18 protein-coding genes are annotated in these 17,563 nt (G+C 63.2%); 7 read left to right on the top strand and 11 right to left on the bottom strand.

The features are described from left to right. Positions 1-446 precede the first annotated feature (446 nt). Positions 447-752: a helix-turn-helix domain-containing protein gene (locus L1081_RS17120; RefSeq protein WP_489413249.1), complete on the bottom strand. Its 306-nt coding sequence runs from the start codon at positions 750-752 to the stop codon at positions 447-449. Positions 753-1,015: 263 nt separating this feature from the next. On the opposite strand from L1081_RS17120, the gene L1081_RS17115 reads away from it, so the two are divergent. The 4 genes from L1081_RS17115 to L1081_RS17100 all read left to right on the top strand — a co-directional run bounded on the left by L1081_RS17115 (position 1,016) and on the right by L1081_RS17100 (position 4,422). Further along, positions 1,016-1,588 carry a helix-turn-helix domain-containing protein gene (locus L1081_RS17115; protein ID WP_145746441.1) on the top strand — a complete coding sequence of 191 codons (573 nt, stop codon included), beginning with the start codon at positions 1,016-1,018 and terminating at the stop codon, positions 1,586-1,588. A 557-nt stretch (positions 1,589-2,145) separates the two neighbouring features. Continuing rightward, positions 2,146-2,724 (top strand): hypothetical protein, encoded by a 579-nt coding sequence (locus tag L1081_RS17110; RefSeq protein ID WP_489413248.1) that lies wholly within the window; start codon positions 2,146-2,148, stop codon positions 2,722-2,724. 55 nt (positions 2,725-2,779) lie between these two features. After that, a complete protein-coding gene (locus L1081_RS17105) occupies positions 2,780-3,823 on the top strand; it encodes a relaxase/mobilization nuclease domain-containing protein (protein WP_489416804.1) in 1,044 nt (347 codons plus the stop codon). A gap of 347 nt (positions 3,824-4,170) precedes the next feature. Further along, on the top strand, positions 4,171-4,422 hold the full coding sequence (locus L1081_RS17100) for an AlpA family phage regulatory protein (RefSeq protein WP_489413247.1): 252 nt from the start codon (positions 4,171-4,173) through the stop codon (positions 4,420-4,422). Positions 4,423-4,760: 338 nt separating this feature from the next. Here the strand turns inward: L1081_RS17100 and L1081_RS17095 are convergent, their stop codons facing one another. From L1081_RS17095 to L1081_RS17085, 3 genes are read right to left on the bottom strand one after another with little or no spacing between them, the layout of a single operon-like run. Continuing rightward, a complete protein-coding gene (locus L1081_RS17095; protein WP_489017691.1) occupies positions 4,761-5,462 on the bottom strand; it encodes a nitroreductase in 702 nt (233 codons plus the stop codon). Further along, a complete protein-coding gene (locus tag L1081_RS17090) occupies positions 5,459-6,028 on the bottom strand; it encodes a 4-hydroxylaminobenzoate lyase (protein WP_489413246.1) in 570 nt (189 codons plus the stop codon). Before L1081_RS17090 ends, L1081_RS17095 begins: the two co-directional genes overlap by 4 nt. 2 nt (positions 6,029-6,030) lie before the next feature. After that, positions 6,031-7,020, bottom strand: coding sequence for a tripartite tricarboxylate transporter substrate-binding protein (locus L1081_RS17085; protein WP_489413245.1), 990 nt, complete (start codon positions 7,018-7,020; stop codon positions 6,031-6,033). Between the two features lie 120 nt (positions 7,021-7,140). Between L1081_RS17085 and L1081_RS17080 the strand changes: the two genes are divergently transcribed. Next, the gene (locus L1081_RS17080) at positions 7,141-8,109 is read left to right on the top strand and encodes a LysR substrate-binding domain-containing protein (RefSeq protein WP_489413244.1); all 969 of its coding nucleotides are present in this window, start codon (positions 7,141-7,143) and stop codon (positions 8,107-8,109) included. On the opposite strand, the gene L1081_RS17075 is transcribed toward L1081_RS17080, so the two are convergent. The 5 genes from L1081_RS17075 to L1081_RS17055 all read right to left on the bottom strand — a co-directional run bounded on the left by L1081_RS17075 (position 8,106) and on the right by L1081_RS17055 (position 11,754). After that, positions 8,106-8,816, bottom strand: a complete 711-nt coding sequence (locus tag L1081_RS17075) for an HD domain-containing protein (protein WP_489413243.1) — start codon at positions 8,814-8,816, stop codon at positions 8,106-8,108. The two genes, L1081_RS17080 and L1081_RS17075, sit on opposite strands and share 4 nt — an antisense overlap. Positions 8,817-8,877: 61 nt before the next feature. After that, positions 8,878-9,333, bottom strand: a complete 456-nt coding sequence (locus L1081_RS17070) for a carboxymuconolactone decarboxylase family protein (RefSeq protein ID WP_489413242.1) — start codon at positions 9,331-9,333, stop codon at positions 8,878-8,880. A gap of 21 nt (positions 9,334-9,354) precedes the next feature. Next, positions 9,355-9,777 carry a cupin domain-containing protein gene (locus tag L1081_RS17065; protein WP_489413241.1) on the bottom strand — a complete coding sequence of 141 codons (423 nt, stop codon included), beginning with the start codon at positions 9,775-9,777 and terminating at the stop codon, positions 9,355-9,357. 42 nt (positions 9,778-9,819) lie between these two features. Beyond that, entirely contained in the window at positions 9,820-10,563 is a 744-nt protein-coding gene (locus L1081_RS17060; RefSeq protein WP_489413240.1) for a nitroreductase family protein, read from the bottom strand. A 213-nt stretch (positions 10,564-10,776) separates the two neighbouring features. After that, positions 10,777-11,754: a DJ-1/PfpI family protein gene (locus L1081_RS17055; protein WP_489413239.1), complete on the bottom strand. Its 978-nt coding sequence runs from the start codon at positions 11,752-11,754 to the stop codon at positions 10,777-10,779. Positions 11,755-11,860: 106 nt separating this feature from the next. On the opposite strand from L1081_RS17055, the gene L1081_RS17050 reads away from it, so the two are divergent. Then, positions 11,861-12,499, top strand: a complete 639-nt coding sequence (locus tag L1081_RS17050; RefSeq protein ID WP_489413238.1) for an HD domain-containing protein — start codon at positions 11,861-11,863, stop codon at positions 12,497-12,499. 213 nt (positions 12,500-12,712) lie between these two features. On the opposite strand, the gene L1081_RS17045 is transcribed toward L1081_RS17050, so the two are convergent. After that, positions 12,713-13,222 (bottom strand): DUF1993 family protein, encoded by a 510-nt coding sequence (locus L1081_RS17045; protein WP_489413237.1) that lies wholly within the window; start codon positions 13,220-13,222, stop codon positions 12,713-12,715. Between the two features lie 371 nt (positions 13,223-13,593). Then, on the bottom strand, positions 13,594-14,637 hold the full coding sequence (locus L1081_RS17040; RefSeq protein ID WP_489413236.1) for an IS110 family RNA-guided transposase: 1,044 nt from the start codon (positions 14,635-14,637) through the stop codon (positions 13,594-13,596). Between the two features lie 1,223 nt (positions 14,638-15,860). Between L1081_RS17040 and L1081_RS17035 the strand changes: the two genes are divergently transcribed. Continuing rightward, complete coding sequence (locus L1081_RS17035) at positions 15,861-17,390, top strand: Fic family protein (protein WP_489413235.1); 1,530 nt, start codon at positions 15,861-15,863, stop codon at positions 17,388-17,390. The last annotated feature ends 173 nt before the right edge of the window (positions 17,391-17,563 follow it).

The following is a 17,563-nucleotide window of genomic DNA, read 5'->3' as shown; positions in this document are numbered from 1 at the left end:
CCCGCTTTTCTATGCTAGCCATGCTGCTGCCGCTACGCGCTCTGGCGGGCGAGATTTCGGGCTCTACGTTGGAGAAGGAAAAGATTTCATCGTGGCGCTCCAAATTCTTCCGGCAGGCCAAGGCCGGATGATGGGCGATTGCGCACCACTTTGCTTAATAAAAAAGCAAGCTCCGAATCTACGACGGCCCCTCTCCGGCGGGGCGAACGGGGAATCGTTTGTTGGAAAACTAGAGGCCAGCTGGGACAACGGGCTATGTTGCAATCTCTGGCAATTTGAGTGGCAGATACCTTCTGGTCCCTGCTGCAAATGGCTTGAAGGTTGCACTGCGCGCACCTTCACAGCAGGCGGATGAGAAGGCCGGTCACTAGATGCCTGCGCCGTCTGTCGATCGTCGGAGGATTACTCGGCTCGACGAATTCTTTTTCTGAGTGTGACTGGGGCTGTTAGCCGGCTCGGCGGACACGTTTGACCACCCGCGCGGGCAGCGTTTCCACAAGTTGAGATACCGAGACCTCCAGGCCGCCGGCCAGCCTCCAAATGTTGAAGAGAGACAAGTTGCGCTCGCCGCGTTCAACAGAACCCACGTAGTTGGGGTGCAAGCCGGCCAACTCCGAAAGTTGCTCGATCGTGATGAGGCGGTCGTGCCGTAGGGCGCGCAGATGCTCGCCAAATGCTTGTTGCAGACGCTTCAGCTCTCTGCTGGACGCGGAGTCCAGTGGCTGGGGCTTGTTTGCAACTACTCGGGGCATGTGCCCAAGTTTTCAATCTCCAACACTAAGAGTACACAAACTATCAGTTTGGTTATGAGGCGGATTCTGGCAAACTAGCCGAAAACAAAACGCAAAGTGTGTTTTGTTTCGACCAAGCTTCTTTCTTCGTCAGCTCAACTATCCGGAGCGGAGTGGAGATTCAAATGATGCGTCGACAGATCGCTTCGCCTCTGCCAACGGCCCGACCCCTGCGGTTGCCGGTTTCGGTGACGCGTGTCCGCCCGAGGCAATCTGCCCCTGTCGTGCGAAGCCTGTCCGCGGCTCGCATCGGCGCGCAGGTGAGGGCGCTTCGCATGGCGGCCGAGGTGTCCGGCGGCGAACTGGCCAAGACCTCGGGGATTTCTGCTTCGATGCTTTCTCGCATCGAGCGCGGTCTGGTCTCGCCTTCGGTGGAGACCTTGGAGCGCCTGGCGAATGGTCTGGGTGTGCCGGCGTCGCGCTTCTTCAGCGACCAGGCTCGGCGCACGGACTTCTGCCATGTGCGTGCAGGACATGGTGTCTTGGTCGATCGCATCGGCGCGGTGGCGGACTACCGCTACGAGCTGCTGGGTCACCTGCTGTCGGGCAACCTGTTCGTCGAGCCCTACCTGGTCACGTTGCTGCCCGGTGCCGATCCCTACGTGACCTTCCAGCACCCGGGCCTCAAGTTCCTGTACTTCCTGTCCGGGGAGGTCAGCTACCGCTATGGCGGCAGGACGGCGGAGGTGAGGGCAGGGGACTCGTTGCTGTTCGATGCAACCGCACTCCATGGGATCGAGGCCATTCAGACCCAGCCGGTCTCTTACCTGTCGGTGGTGTTCACGCTGCGAGAGTAGGCTGTTCTTGGCGGCCCTGCCGCGCTGCACGGGCGACGCGGATGCCCATTCGATGGTTTCCCCTGCGAATTCGCTACGTGCCGAATTCACCTCTCCGCCCATCGCTTTTTCTCGGTGTTCGGCATGCCGAACACCGAGAAGGTCTCGAACGGTAGCAACAGCGGAGGTCTTCTGCTTGATGGAGCCGTGAGCAAACGCGGCGGCCGTGTGGGCTCGCTCTGCGAGCGGAATGAATTTTCGGTTTCGGTGGCCGGGACGCGGCGAGCGCAGGACGACGTCGAAACTTCGAGGGCAAAGTCCTTATGCGGCTATGAGGGCAGGCTGAGTTGGATGTTTGCTCGTGAATTCGCTGCCGCTGGACCGTGCTAGTTCGCTCCATCGATGTTCGGCATGCCGAACATTGATGGTGGTCTTCGAGCTGTCGATCGACGGCAACGCTCCGGAGCCGCGAAACGGCGAGGTGAGTTCGACGCTGGAATTCCGAGGGCAAAGTCCTTGTGCGTCTATGAGGGCAGGATAGACTGACGTCAGACATTGTTTACTGCCACGGCGTTGCAATGACCCAGACCTCTCTTTCGAGCCGCGTGATATCCACCCGGGTGCCGCCCGATACCAGGGCGCGGTTCGCCGCGCTGGCCGCGCGGCATCATCTCAATGCGTCGAGCCTGCTTGCGAAGATGGTCGACGAGGTGCTCAAGACCCACGGCGACATCTCGCTGGGCTCGGGTGGTCAGCGCTCCCTACGCGAAACGGAAGACAGCGTTGGCCTGGCGGATCGCGTCACGCTGCGGCTTCGCACAGGCGATCGCGCGTTGGCGGCGCGGCGCGCCCATTCCCGTGGAATGAGGACAGCCAGCTACCTCGCCCTGCTGATCCACAACCATGTGCGTGACGCGGCCGTGCTGCCGCCGAACGAACTGGACCAGCTCAAAGTGACCAATGCCCAGCTGGCCGCGCTGGGACGGCAGCTTCGAATGTTCGGCATGCCGAACACTCCGTCTCAGTCGACATCGGACCTCGGCGAAGCGATCGCGCGGGTCCGGCGGGAAGTCGAGGCGGCACGCGAAGCCGCGGCCGCCCTCGTGCGCCGCAACCTCCTCAGCTGGGAGACCGGCGCTGGGAGTGCCCGTGCCTGAACAGACGGCGCGCATCGGCCGAAGCGGCCGCGGCGCGGCCGGTGCGCCGCGCGACATGGCGCTGGACATCGTGAGCTACGGTCGGCGCGGGCCGGGCGGCACGCTGCGCCTCGGCGCCGACCAGATCGCGCAGATCCAGCGCACGGTGGGGCGCACGCCCGAGGTGATGGTGAAGGTCTCCGGCGGCGCACGGGACGTCGGCGGCGTCGAGGCCCATCTGCGCTACATCGGCCGGCACGGCAAGCTGGAATTGGAAACCGACGAGGGACTGGCGCCGCAGGGCCGGGGTGCCGCCAAGGAGATCACGGCCGACTGGCAGCTGGCGCTTTGCAGAAGCCAGTACAAGCCGAGACCCGCGCTGGGGCAGAAAGACACGCGTGCGAAGCTCGTGCACAACATCGTCCTGTCCATGCCCGCCGGCACGCCACCGGAAAAAGTACGGGCTGCCGCCCGCGACTTTGCGCGCGAGAACTTCGCGCTGCAATATCGCTACGCCATGGTGCTGCACACCGATCAGCCGCACCCGCATGTGCATCTGGTGGTCAAGTGCGAGCACGAGTTCGAGCCTGGCAAGCGTCTCTACATCCGTAAGGAGACATTGCGGCAATGGCGCGAGCAGTTTGCCGCACTGATGCGGGAGCAGGGCGTGGCGGCCAATGCCACGCCGCGTCAACTGCGAGGGCAGATCCGCAAGCCGTACAGGGATGCAATCCATCACCGGCTCCGCGCGCTTTGGGCATTCGGGCAACTGCCCCCGAGCGACCGGACCAGGCATCGGCCGCCGAAGACTTCGACCTTCATGCGCGCCAAGCTGGACAGCGTGCTCCAGGCCTTACAGACAAAGCGAGGCACCCTGGATGCCGGCAAAGAGACCATGCAGCGCACGCGGCAGGAGGTGGTGGGGGACTGGCACGCCATTGCGGATGCGCTTCGAAGGCGGGGCCAGGCCGAGTTGGCCGACCGGGTGGAGCGCTTCGTCGCGCGCATGCCGGCTGTGCAGACTGATGCGCAGCGAATCGCGGATCGGTGGAGGGAGACAGAGAGAAGTCGATCGCCGGAGCGCGCGGATGCCAACTCGTTTGGGCCACGTGTCCGATGATGGTTGAGTCGTCCTCGTTCCAGCGACCTTCTGCGGGGTCGCCGCATTGATACCGTGACGGTGTGGTCGTCTGTGCGTGGTAGTGAAGGTGCCCGGGCAGGGCGTTGCCTCCTGTCAAAACTGCTAGTTGTCAGAAGCTGTGAGTCGTCGCACGCTCGGCGCAAAAAAATCCATGCGAAAGACGGGTCTAGGGGGCGCTGGGTTAGGCCGCAATTGCCGGGGTCCGATGGCCGCGCTGCTCTGGTTCCGGTGCCGGTTCTGCTTTTGCCGGGGGTCTTCAAGTCAGAAATTCACCGTCGGTACGCAAGCCGCTACTTGAGGGCTCGACCCAACTTCAAGGAGTTGTCATGCAATTTGAACCCCACGCCAATCACCGCCATGTTGAGATGTCGAGTGCGACAGGCCCCGCGTTTTTTCGCATGGCCGACGTGATACGCATCACCGCACTGAGCCGCGCCACCTTGTATCGCAGGATTGCTGGAGGCAAGTTTCCTCCTCCTGTGCATTTGGGCGGACGCGCCTGTGGATGGCCGCGTGGGGCACTTCAGCGCTGGATCGACGATCCGGAGGGGTACTCGGACGACTCCCGAACCAGCTGATTTCAATATTGGAACCTGTCCACGTCTTGGCTGGTTGACTTCTACCGGGCAGTCGGAGATCCAGTGGCTACGACCGGTCTGGTTGAGGGTTGTCCGACACCTGCCCGTGTGAGACCACGAACCCGCGCGCGACGACGGCATGAGGGCAGGTGTTGGACAACCCTTAACCGTTGCGGTCGGTCACCGCCGCGACCTTGAGTGCACGCCAGCGGACAATTGCAAGGGTCCGGCGGTTGGCGATATCAATCCGCGGAGCGCCACAGGCACCATGCCAAGCACCAGTCTCCGATGTGCGTATGCCCGACGAACGCTGCGCTCGGCCGCCGTTCTGGGCGCGTTCATGGATCCGCGAAGTGCTGGAAACTGACGAACTCATGCACGGCCCGACGCGGCGTGGCCACCTGATTGACAGGCACATCGCGATCGGGGTAGCCCAGCGACATGCCGCACACCGTCAGCTCGTGCTCCGTGAAGGCCAGGTGCTGTGCGATGACCGGATGGAACCGCGCGAACGACACCTGCGGACAGGTGCCCAGGCCGCGCGCTGCGGCGGCGATCATCACGTTCTGGACAAATAGGCCCAGGTCGAGCCAGCTGTGGGGCGCCAGGCGCCGGTCGATGGTGAAGATCAGGCCGACCGGCGCGCCGAAGAACACGAAGTTCTTTTCGGTCTGCCGGATGCGGCTCGGCATGTCGGCGACGTCAACGCCGAGCGTCTGGTAGTAGATCGCGCCGAAATCGCGCTGCCGCTGGGCGTATTCGTCGGGCAATGGGTCGGGGAAGTGCGGGGATGGCGGAAGCGTGTTCTCGCGGCAGGCGCTCACCAACGCGGCGCCCAGTGCTGCCAGGTGCGCACCGGCGACGGCGTGCACCTGCCATGGCTGGGTATTGGAATTGCTGGGCGCGCTCGATGCCACGTCCAGGATCTCTTCCAGCAGGGAACGCGGAACGGGGTCCGGCTTGTAGGCGCGCAGGCTGCGCCGCCCCCGCAGTACACCGTCGACCACGCGCGTGGTGTGCGCGATGTCGCCCTGCGTCATGGCCGCTCCTCGGCCTGCGCTTCGACCGGTGGCGCGTGGTATGCAATGCGCCCGGCAGGCAGGTAGAACAAGGCGATGACCGCGCCGCCGCGGGCTTCCGGGTAGTGGTGGCTGCCCGGGCCGGGCGCCGTCCAGCCCGCTTCGCACCAGCCGTTGGGCCCTGCCAGCGCTGCGCCGGCGTTGAGGGGGACCACCATGTTCAGCTCGCCATAGGGATGCGCGTGGTACTGCCCGCGAAAGGTGTTGCCCGGGTTGCCCTGCGTGTTGGCCGTGCTGTCCATGTACACGGCCGTGATGCTGAACCAGTGCGTGCGCTCCGACGGCTCCACGAGGCGGCTGCGCCGGTAGTGCGGTCCGGTGATCTCGACGTTGGCGGCCCAGCCGTCGCGCACGCCGGCCTTCACCAGGCGCGCGAGCTGTTCGTACACCTCGCTGCCTGGGCCATGGGTCTGGTTCAGCCAGCGCTCGACGTCTGTGCCCGCGGTCATGTCCTTCACTTCGCCGAGAAAGGCGATGCTGCGCGCTATCAGTTCTTCCCGATCTTGGTTGCGGTCGTGCTTGCTCATGGTCACTCCTCTGATGTGAAGCCGGAGGCCCGCACGACCGGACCCCATTTGTCGCGTTCGGTCCGGATGTGGCTTTCGTAGGCCTTGGGCGCGAGCGTGAACAGCTCCATCCCGACCTCCTCGAAGCCCGCCACCAGGGCCGGGTCCTTGCTGGCCGCGAGCACGTCGTCGTACAGCTTCTTCACCACGGCTTCGGGTGTGCCGGGGGGAGCGAAGACACCGTAGGATTCGACGCCGGTGATCGCGGGGTAGCCCTGCTCGGCGAAGGTCGGAACGCCAGGCATGGCGCGCGAGCGCTTGTCGCCGCTCACGGCCAGGATGCGCAGTTTGCCGCTCTGCAGGTACGGCAGGAAGTCGGCGACAAAGCCCAGGTACGCGGGGATCTGACCACCGAGCAGGTCGTTCATGGCCGGCGCCGAACCCCGGTAGCCCACGTGCTGCAATTTGAGCGCCGCCGCCTCGGACAACTGGAAACCCAGAAAGTGCGCCATGGAGCCCGCCGCCGGCGACGCGAACATAGCGCGGCTGGGAGCCTGTTGCGCCCACCGCACGTAGTCGGCGAGGGTCTTGGCGGTCGCGGGGACGGCGTTGCTGACGGCCAGGGCACAGGTCGCCGAGACGACCGGTGTGATGGGCACGAAATCGGCCGCCGCGTCGTACGCAAGCTTCGTGTAGACGTGCGGGTAGATGCTGAGCGCCGAGGTGTGCGTGCACAGCAGGGTGTTGCCGTCCGCGCGTTCGCGCTTGAGCTGTGCGTTGGCCAGGCGGCCCGCGCCGCCGGGCCGGTTGTCGACGATGGTGGTGATGCCTTGCTTGCGCCATGCCTCGGCCACGCGGCGCGCGGTCTGGTCCAGCGTGCCTCCTGCGGGGTAGCCCACGATGATCCGTCGCGGGGGCGCCGGGGCTTGCGCCCAGCCCATGGTCGGCAGTGCCGAGGTGGCCAGCGTGACGAGACCGAGGGCACCGAAGCGCCGGCGTGATAGTGGGTTCATGGGGGGCTCCGCGAGGTTGCAAGGGGTTGAGGGCTCCATGATCGTCATCCGTCGCCATGAACGGAATCGCCCATTTTGCAAGAGCACAATGCACGCCGTGCAATATCGGAGACGCGCACCATGAGCATCGGACGCATCGACCTGAACCTCATCAAGGTGTTCGACGCGGTCTATGAAGACCGCAACCTGCTGCGTGCGGGAAAGCGCCTGAACCTGAGCCAGTCGGCAGTCAGCCACGCGCTCACGCGCTTGCGCGAGGTGGTGGGCGACGAGCTGTTCGTCCGCACGTCCAAGGGCATGGTGCCCACGGCACGGTCAGCGGCGATGGCCGACGGGCTGCGCGACTCGTTGCGCCGGATCGAGGCCACGCTGGGGGTGGAGCCCTTCGACCCGGGCAAGTCCACACGCCGCTTCGCGGTGGCCGCCAACGACCACCTGACGGCGGTGATGGTGGCGGAGCTGAGCCGGCTCATGGCGGTGGAGGCCCCCGGCATCGACCTCGTGGTCCGGCCGTCCACGCGCCTCGATCTCGCCGAGCAGATCGACGTCGGCAAGATCGACATCGCCGTGGGCATCTTCGCGCAGGTGCCGTCGCGCCTGAGCGCGCGGACCTTGATGACGCAGGGCGAGATGATCGTCATGCGCAAGGGGCACCCGGCTTCTCGCCGCAAGCTGGCACTGCGCGACCTGGCGCGTTATCCGTTGGTGACGGTGTCTGTGGGCGGCCAGGAGGAGGGCGCCGTCGGCGGCTTCATCCTGGAGCGTGGCCTGGCGCGGCAGGCCGAGATGTTCGACCGCCATGCGCTCGAAGAGGCGTTGTCGGCCGAGGGCCTGGCGCCGCGGTATCGCACGACCGTCCCGCATTCCCTTGCGATTCCGGCCTTGCTACGCGGCTCCGACATGTTGTCCATCATGCCGTCGTCGCTGGCGCGCAGTCTGGCAGGTGCGGGCGAGTTGCTGGTGCGCGAGCCGCCCTATCCAACCGCGCTGTCCACGTTCCGCGCGGTCTGGCACCGCCGCAATGACCACGACCCCGCGCAGGTGTGGCTGCAGGAAAGCATCGCGCGGGTGGCGCAACAGGTGGCCTAGCCGTTCGCCGGGGGGTGTGGGTGGTCGTGGTGCGGGCAGCCGCCTGCCGCTTGGCAGCCCGTTCGGCGGGTCCAGTCCGAAGCCAGGATGATGCTGCACATGTCCATGCGCTGGAAGGCGGGGTCCTTGAAAGCCAGGACATCGTCGTTGAAGGTGCCGAAGGTGCTGAGCGGGCGGTGTTGCATGCCTTCGTAGAAGGCGTCGAGGATGCCCTGCGCGAAGTCTGCTTCCCGCGGAGAGGCGGCGACCACGGCCGCGCGCTGCGCCTCGGAAAACTGGTCGTAGCCGCGGCCCGCCACGTCCATGCCTGCCCCGGCCTGGACCAGTGCGATCTCCGGGCGCATGAACTGCGGTATGCCCGGCGTGGTGTGCAACGCAACGGCGTTCCAGACGGTCTCGATGTCGGCATCGCGCACGCCGTGGCCCCGCAGGAATTCCCGTGCGGCATTCGCACCGTCCACTTCGAAACGCAGCTGGCTGTCGCGGTAACGTGCGGTGAGGCCGATGTCGTGGAACATCGACGCCGCGTAGAGCAGCTCCGGATCGAAGCTCAAGCCTGTGCGGGCCCCGGTCAGGTAGCCCCAGCAATACACGCGCACGGAGTGGTGGAAGAGCAGATCGCTCTCGGTGTCGCGGATGAACTGGGTCATCTCCCGCGCGAGCTGGCTGTCGGGTATGTACACCCCTGGGATGGCTGAGTGCGTCATGGCGTGGTCCTTGTGCTGGTGGATGTCGCTTGTGCGTGCGCGCCGCTGCAGTGGCCCCGCATCACAGGGCGGCCAGGGCCTGGGGCGTGTTGCGGAACGCGATCGCCATCCGGTTGTAGGTGTTCATCAGACCGATGGCGATCGTCAGGTCCACGAGTTCGGGCTCGCCGAGCACGGAGCGGGCGGCGGCGAAATCGCTGTCGGGCACGCCGGTCTCTGCCACGCGGGTCACCGATTCAGCCCAGGCCAGAGCAGCGCGCTCATGCGCGTCGAAGAGCGCGCCTGCCTCGCGCCATGCCTGCAGCAGGGCGATCTTTTCGATGGGCTGGCCCTTCTTCAGCAGATCGCGCGTGTGCATGTCCAGGCAGTAGGCGCAGTTGTTGATTTGGGAAACGCGCAAGTACACCAGGTCGACGAGAACAGGCGACAGGCTGCTCTTCGAGATGTACCCATGCACGCCGCCCAGCGCCTTGACGCCAGCCGGGGCGACCGTGTTGTAGTCGATGCGGTTGCTCATGGTCGTGATCCTCTTGGCCGGTTATTGAATGGGGGTGGTGAGTGCCGTGTCGTCGCTGTCCACGACGAACACCGCCAGCAGTTTTGCGGGCCGGGTCTTGCTGGCATTCCTGCTGACGGTGTGCCGTGCGCCGGGAGGCTCATAGAAACTGTCTCCAGCACGCAGGATCTGCCTGGGGCCTTCATTCACCTGCGACTCGACGGCGCCCGAGACCACGTAGCCGTAGATGAACGCGGACGTCGCGTGCACATGGGAGGGCGAACCGGCGCCGGGCGCGTAGTCGACGACCACGGCAACCAGCGACTTTCCGGGAAGGTTCGCAATCTGCTGCTGTAACGCGGGCGTGACTTTTTCGCCCGCGCCGTGTGCGTTCGCGGCAGGGGTCGTCAACAAGCCGGTCGCTCCGGCGGTGAGCGTGATGGCGAGCAGCCAGGAAGCATGCATGGAGCTTCTCCTTGAAAAAATGATGGGTGGCGTTGCAGGGGTTCAGCCGGCGAACCCGAGGATCTGCGCGAAATCCTGCAAGCGAACCCGGGGCATGGCAGCCCGGTTCACCGGGGCCTGCGTGTCCCCGTATCCCATGGACATGCCGAACGCGGTGATCTCTTCCTGCGGCATCTGCAGATACGACGCAATCGGCTCGTGGAACTGCGCGAAGGCCACCTGGGGGCAGGTGTCGATGCCGCGTGCCTTGGCCGCGAGCATCACGGTCTGCGCGAACAGGCCGAGGTCGATCCAGCTGTGTGGCTTCAACCGGCGGTCGATGCTGAAGATGAGGCCGACCGGGGCGCCGAAGAAGGCGTAGTTGCGCTCGGTCTGGCGCGTGCGCGCAGCGGTGTCGGAGCGTTCGATGCCGAGCGATGCGTAGTAGCGGGCACCGAAGTCCTGCAGCCGGTTGCGAAACATGTCGGGCAAGGGTTCAGGGAAATGCGCCGGTGCTGGCGCAACGCCGGCGCGTGACGCGGTGACCAGCGCATGGGTCAAGCCGTCCTTCACCTCGCCACTGACCACGTACACGCGCCAGGGCTGGATGTTGGCGCCACTGGGGGCGCAGGCTGCCTCGGTCAGGATCTCCTCCACGGCTTCCCGAGGAAGAGGGCTGGCTTTGAATGCGCGCGTGGCCCGGCGCGAACGCACGACGCAAGAAACGCATGCTGCGGTGGTTTCTGGCGACCATGGCGCAGCGATGGCGCTCGGGACGTCGCGGTGTTGGGTGAGGGTTTCAGTCATCGTGTTCTCTTCGTGATCGCTTGGAGAAACGCGATCTTCGAGGAGATCCGACTTGAATGGAATTGATGTGTTTGCAGTTGCATATTGCACGCAATGCACTGCGCAGACCGGCATCTGGGGGTCCCACCGAACTGCGGATCTACACCGACCTCAGCGCCCGCGGGGCGACTCCAAACCGAGAGCAACGGCGTCTGAAGCCCCGGCCGGAGTTGATCACCGTGGGATAGCGGCGAATCGCCTGCGGTACTCTGCGGGCGTGACGCCGACTTGCCGCATGAACGCTCTGCGCAAGACGTCCGCATCGGAGAACCCGCAGCTCGCCGCAACCTGCTTGGGCGCCAAGTCTCCCTGCTCCAGCAGGCGACGCGCGGTGCCTACGCGCACTTCTTCCACCCAAGTCGCCGGCGTGATCCCCACCGCCACGCGAAACAGCCTCGAAAGGTGTCGAGGACTCAAATGCATGCGTTCGGCCAGGCGTGCGACGCTGTGATTGAGCGCGGGGTGCGCGGCGACCCAACGCTGCAGATCCTGCAGCGCCGCCCGACCGACAGGCGCAGCTGTGCCTTGCCTGCTGAACTGCACCTGGCCGCCGGGCCGCTTGAAGAACATGACAAGCTGGCTCGCGACCCGGATCGCGATGTCATGCCCGAGATCTTCTTCTACCAACGAAAGTGCCAGGTCGAGCCCCGCGGTGACGCCAGCAGCCGTGCGTAGCCGCCCGTCGCGCACATGAATGGCATCCTTCTCGACCACCACGTCAGGGAATCGCTCGCTGAGCTGCTCGGCCACGGCCCAGTGTGTGGTGACCCGCTTTCCGCTCAACAAGCCGGCTGCCGCGAGGACGAAAGCGCCACTGCAGACAGATCCGTAGCGTCTCGTGCCCGGCGCACTTTGCCTGAGCCAGTCGAGCACCTTGCCAGACACCGGCAGTTCAACGGGGTTCGGGCAGCCAGCGACGAGCAAGGTGTCGATGGGTTCGTCAGCGTCCCGGTTGATGGTCCAGTCCGGCATCAATCGCACGCCGGACGAACTGCGCAGGGGCCCCGGGGCAGCGGCGGCGACGACCAGTCGGTACACCTCCCGCTGCGCCTGCGTATTCGCTTCGGCAAAGACGTCCAGCGGACCCGACACATCGAGAAGCTGCACACCCGGAAATGCCAGCAGCACGATCGTCTTCAACTTCTTGGTCACCGATGGCCGCTCCGGTCTTGAAATGTCTTAAATCGACGTGCCACGTTGATTTAGGACGTGGCACGACGATCCTATCCTTCTTCAGACCACTCAGCGAAGGAAACCCATGTCATCCGCCCAAGACGCCGCCATCCCCGACTCCACGCTGGCGAGAGCCATCACGGAGTTCATTCGCGACAACGAAACGGACTTGCTCTTCAACCATTCGAGTCGCGTGTACCAATTCGGTGCACTGGCCGGCGTCAAGCGCGGCCTGAAGTTCGACCGCGAGCTGCTCTATGCCGGTGCAATGTTCCATGACATCGGTCTGATGCCGGGCTACAGCAGCCAGGATGAGCGCTTCGAGGTAGACGGGGCACATGCTGCCCGCGCCTTCCTGCGCAGCCACGGCATCCCTGAGCAGGACGCCTACACCGTGTGGACCGCCATCGCGCTCCATACGACGCCCGGTGTGCCACAGCACATGCATCCTGTCGTCGCGCTGGTGACCGCCGGCGTCGAGATGGATGTGCTGGGACTGACATACGCTGACTATTCGGAAGCTGAACGCCACGCGGTAACAAGCGCATTCCCGCGCACTGCCAGGTTCAAGGAGCACATCATCCAGGCCTTCTACGACGGTATCAAGCACAAGCCCGGCTCGACATTCGGCAACGTCAAGGCAGACGTCATGGCCGACAAGGAGCCGCACTTCCATCGTGGGAACTTTTGCAGCGCGATCCGCTGCTCGCATTGGCACGGCTAAGTTGCCTAGCCTCTCGCTCTGTCACTTGCACATAACGGCACGTTGGGAACTATCGCCGATGGAGTCGTGTTCATGATCGCCGCCCGTTGATCAAGGTGGCAAGGCTGCCTCGCGGATAGCAGCAGCTCAGGGATGACGCGCCCACGTATCGGTTGTGGCGCTCACAGATCGAGCGGCAGTGGCCAGAGTGGCTGAACTCCTGTCTGTCTTGGGTTAGTAGGCACCCATGTAGTCGCGCTTGCCGATCTCAATACCGTTGTGGCGCAAGATGGCATAGGTGGTGGTCACGTGGAAGAAAAACTGCGGCAGACCATAGTGCACAAGATATGCACCTGCGGTCAGCTTCTTTTCCTTGGGGGTGCCGGGGCGCAATACGATCTCGCGGCTCTCGCTTGAATCAAATTGCTCTGACTTGAAGGAGCCGATATGGGCCAAAGCTTTGGCGATCAACGCTTGCAGGTCGGCGAAGCTGACCTCAGTGTCGGGCCAGGACGGCACCTCGGCATCAGCCAGGCGGGAGGCAATGCCCTTGGAGAAGTCTGCGGCGATCTGTACCTGACGTACCAGCGGAAACATGTCAGGGAACAGTCGCGCCTGCAGCAGCGCATTTGGATCGATATTTTTTTGCGTCGCGTGGTCTTCGGCCTTCTTGAGCACGTCGGACAGGGCGCGCAGCATCTGCTGCATGACGGGAACGGAGGCGTTGTACAGTGGGCTGGTCATAGTGAGTTCACTTCTAAAATTGGGCACATGGCCGGAGTTGGCGTGGCAGAGGCCCTGCCGACCATGTAAGGCTAACAGCACAGAGCGAACTGAATCGCCTACATGGTCCGCCCGAGAGGAGCAACAGGCTTTTTGCGCTGCGAGATTCAGGAAGGCGTGCGACCTTACATTCGGGCTGGTGTTGCAGTGATCCTGCTGCCCATGATGGCTATACGCGGCCAGGGTTCCTATCTCCGGGATGTACTCGAGGTACAGGCGATTCATCGGATTTCCCCCGGCCCGGCTTGACCTTCAATCCATCACAACGCTTGCTGCCGGCTCTTCTCAAAAACTTAGGGTAAGCGATCGACTTGCCGTGACTGTCCTTTTGCTTAGGCGCCGCATTTGGCCGGGTTCCATTTGGCTTGGTCGAAGGCCGCGCCTCTGGTCAGTACCGCCCAAGCGGTACGAGCGATCTTGTTGGCCAGCGCCACAACCACCACGTTGTAGTGCCTGCGCTGAAGTAGCAACTCGATCCACTTCGATTTGGTCGACCTGGTGATCACGGCTCGGGCGCCGGCAATCAGCAGCGTTCGCAAGTACGAGTCGCCGCGCTTGGATATGCCCAACTGCTGCGTCTTTCCACCGGTGCCTACTTGCCGCGGCGTCAATCCCAGCCACGAGGCAAACTGGCGCCCGCTCTTGAACGCCGAGAAGTCGCCGACGGCAGCCACTAGCGCCGAAGCGCCCAGCTCTCCTATTCCAGGGATCTGCCGTATCGCCTGCATCTGCCGATCCTCCCGGATCATGAACAACAGCCGTTGGGCAATGCTATCGATGTCGCTTTGCAAGGCATCGATGCGCTTGATCTGCTCTTGCACGCTGATCACGAGATCTGCTGGCAGAAGATCCAGCTGCTGAGCCCGGGCCAGTTCGCCCTGGATCGTCTTGAGCAGCTGTTTGTGCCCCACAGGCATCGCGATTCCGAACTCGGCCAGGATCCCGCGCAACGCATTGGTCTGCATGATGCGCATCTTCATGAGCTGGCGGCGCATCCCGTGCAGCGCCATGCAGGCTTGTTGACGTTCCGTCTTGACGGGCACGGCCTGAATATGCGGCTGTTGAGCTGCCACCCAAATCGCTTGAGCATCCATCGCATCGGTCTTGTCGCGAAGCAAGAATGCCTTGACATGCTGAGCCGGCAGAAGCCTGACCTCGTGCCCCAATTGCCGAATCGTTCTGGCCCAGTAGTGGGAGGCGCCACACGCTTCCATCGCGACCAGGCTGGGAACACACTTGGCGAAGAACTCGGTGAGTCTCGCGCGTTTGATTTGACGCCGTTGGATCTCGCCTGTCTTTGCATCGACGATGTGCAGTTGGAACACCGACTTCGCCAAATCCAGGCCAATAACCGGCAGATTTGCGATAGATTGCATGGTGGGGCCTCCAGGTTTAAGTGGTTGCGTTGAACCTCCACTTTGGCACGCTGATGCCGTATCCGCGAGGCCCCATCCCTGTTCGGCAGATGCCTCACGTCAACCGCGGCACTGTAGGTGGGCGGACCATGCCATCTCCGGCTTTTGTGGCCAGCTTTTCTTCCCGCTGGTAGTCGGAGCAGCCGCGTTGAAGGGCCGTTCACTAGCAAGAAGCGGACGTCAATTGCAGACGCACGACAGACCGCGATCGCTGCAAAGCCGACATCGCTATCGAAAAATGCGAACTAGGCTAGCGTCCTCGCCGCCGAATCGCGCAATAATCTCTCAAGACCAATCAAGTGCACTACCTGCAAATTTGCATTTGCACAGGTCTTAAATGGTCTGGTGTACCCGAAGTTGTACCCATAGAACCGGAACAGAGACTGAAAGCAAGTACTGGTGCAGGTCGCGAGTGATTTTTCGATTCCGCCCCAGCTTTAATTGGGGCTTTGGCTGCTCAGCCAGTCTCGTAAAATCAATGGCTTACCGCCGCGAACCGCGGTATGTGATTCGATTCCAAGTTTTCGTGAGAGATGCTTGCTTTCATTTTTCGCCTTATAGGCGTGTCCTGCAAGCATAAATATCTGACCTTAGTGGCCGCTTCGACGCGCGATCTCGTGCCTCAATCGCGAGCACGGTCGCGAGCTTCTCGGCATAGGGATCGAGCTTGCTTGAACTCGTCCGCTTGGCGTAGCGCCGCTGTTCATCGCCCGCTCGTAGGTACTTCTTCACGGTGTTGCGAGACAGGCGTGTACGTCTAGTTGGCGGACGAAGTCCAAGACGGCTGGCTCCCACTCCGAACATTTGCCGATCAACTTCGGGGCCATGCCGAGGCACTTGAGGGATTTCGTACCACAGGGTCACGGAGGCTCAGCTCGTGCAAGGACCGGTTCTCCAGGCGATTGAAATGGGTCGGGAAGTCGAGGTTGATCGCGAGGCCCTCGTCGGATGGTTGCGAACTTGGATTGCCAATCTTTCCGTTGCCAGCGCCTGATCGGTGCCAGGCCAGCAGTCGGCCAGGAGCGGTCGTTCGACCCGGGCTGCAGCCCATAGCACGTGCACCCTCTTGGGATAGCTGCCGGAGCAGGCAGCCGACGTGGCATTGCGCCAAGCGCCAGGGAAATGACAAAATTCCGGGATCTAAGCCCTAAAATGCAGGAAATCTTGTAACACTTAGGAAAAGAATGGCCTACGTGGGCTACGAATACGTGCGGTCAAGCTTGGACCTGCCCATCTTCGAAGTGAGCCGACCCGCTCTGGTCAAACCGGTCACGCGCATCATGTCATCGGCGGAAGCACTTGGCGTGCCGGCCGCCATGGCGCCGGCCGACGGCGACCTGGTAGCGCACTTGCTCTTCGCCCTCAAGCATGAGGGAGTGAACCTGCAGGTGCTTGCTGGCGCATCCAAGCACCTCGCAGGCGCCGACCTTGCCGCGGCGCTTGCCGCGACTCCGAATGGACAATACGTGCGAATGCTCTGCAGCACGTGGGAACACTTCACTGGCAACCAAGTGGTGGCCCAGCCGGTCGTCACCGCGGGCTATGTTGACTTGTTCGACGAGGGTCGTTACTACACAGGCGGCACCGACCGCGACTCGCGATGGCGAGTCAACTTCAACGGCCTCGGAACCTGGGACTACTGCGTCACAGTGGAGCGCACGCCGGCGATAAAGGATGCGCTGGACTTTGATGTGCTGGGGGCCACCCGTGAATTCGTCACCTCGCTCAACCGCGAACTCCTTGATCGCACGTTGACCTGGGCTTATCTGCACGAGACCCAAGACAGCTACGCCATAGAGAATGAAGCGCCATCGGAAGACAAGGCGCGCACATTCATTCGCCTGCTGCGTCAGGCGCACGAGCCGCGCTCCCTCGACGAGTCGTATCTGGTGGAGTTGCAGGCCTCGATCGTCTCCAATCCTTACAACCGGGCGATTCAATACCGGACAGAGCAAAACTGGCTGAGCGACGGCGGCCGCGGTGCGCTCGGCGTGACCTTCGTGCCTCCGCGGCCTGATGATCTGCCGGAGCTGATGGATGCGTGGTCACGTTTCGCTAACGACACCGCGAAGCATCTGGATCCACTGATGGCCGCCAGCATTGCCTCTTTCGGTTTTGTTTACTTGCACCCATTCATGGATGGCAACGGACGTCTTTCCCGCTTTCTCTTTCACAAGGTCCTATGCCAGTCCGGCCAATTGCCCGACGGCATGCTCCTCCCGGTTTCTGTGGCGATGAAGCGCCACGAGGCACAGTATCTGAGCGTCCTACAGGACTTCTCCCGTCCGGCGCGCGCGTTGGTCAACGCCAGGGCGGCCGGCGAGGGCGACTTTGAATTCACCTTCAAGTGTGACGACACGATCTTTCGGTTCTGGGATGCAACGCGCTGTGTGGAATTCGGCTTGAGCATGGCGCGCGAAGCACTGGAGGTGGAGTTGCGCAACGAGACGAACTTCATCGTTCATTTCGACGCGGTGCGCAAACAGATTGACGACCAGTACGACCTGCGCGGTTCGACGCTGGCAACACTGGTGTCGATTGCGCTGAACAACGACGGTACGATCTCCAATAAAAAGCGAAAGCGCTACGCCGATGAGGTCGCGCCTGAGATCTTCGATGCGATCGAGGGCAAGGCCCGAGAAGTTCTCACTGATGCCCTTGACGAATCTGATGGCGCGACAAACAACACCGACCGTGGCGGGGTGCCCCGCTAAACGCTGACGCTGCCGGCGCTTCCAAAGGTCGCGGCGGTCGGCCTTTTCTCGGCCAAGAGCAAACATCGTGGGGCCGTTCCAACGCATCCCTCGATTGAGTAAGTTCGACAGAGAAGGTGCGTGCACGCTAACCCGCGCGTGTCAACAATTGGCCGAGGCTGTCTGAAAAGACG

The sequence above is a fragment of the Variovorax sp. MSC1_012 genome (genome assembly GCF_023667525.1).
GTDB classification, from domain to species: domain Bacteria; phylum Pseudomonadota; class Gammaproteobacteria; order Burkholderiales; family Burkholderiaceae_C; genus Variovorax; species Variovorax beijingensis_B.
Note: the sequence above shows the minus strand (reverse complement) of the source record. Positions and strands in the feature narration are given on the sequence as shown.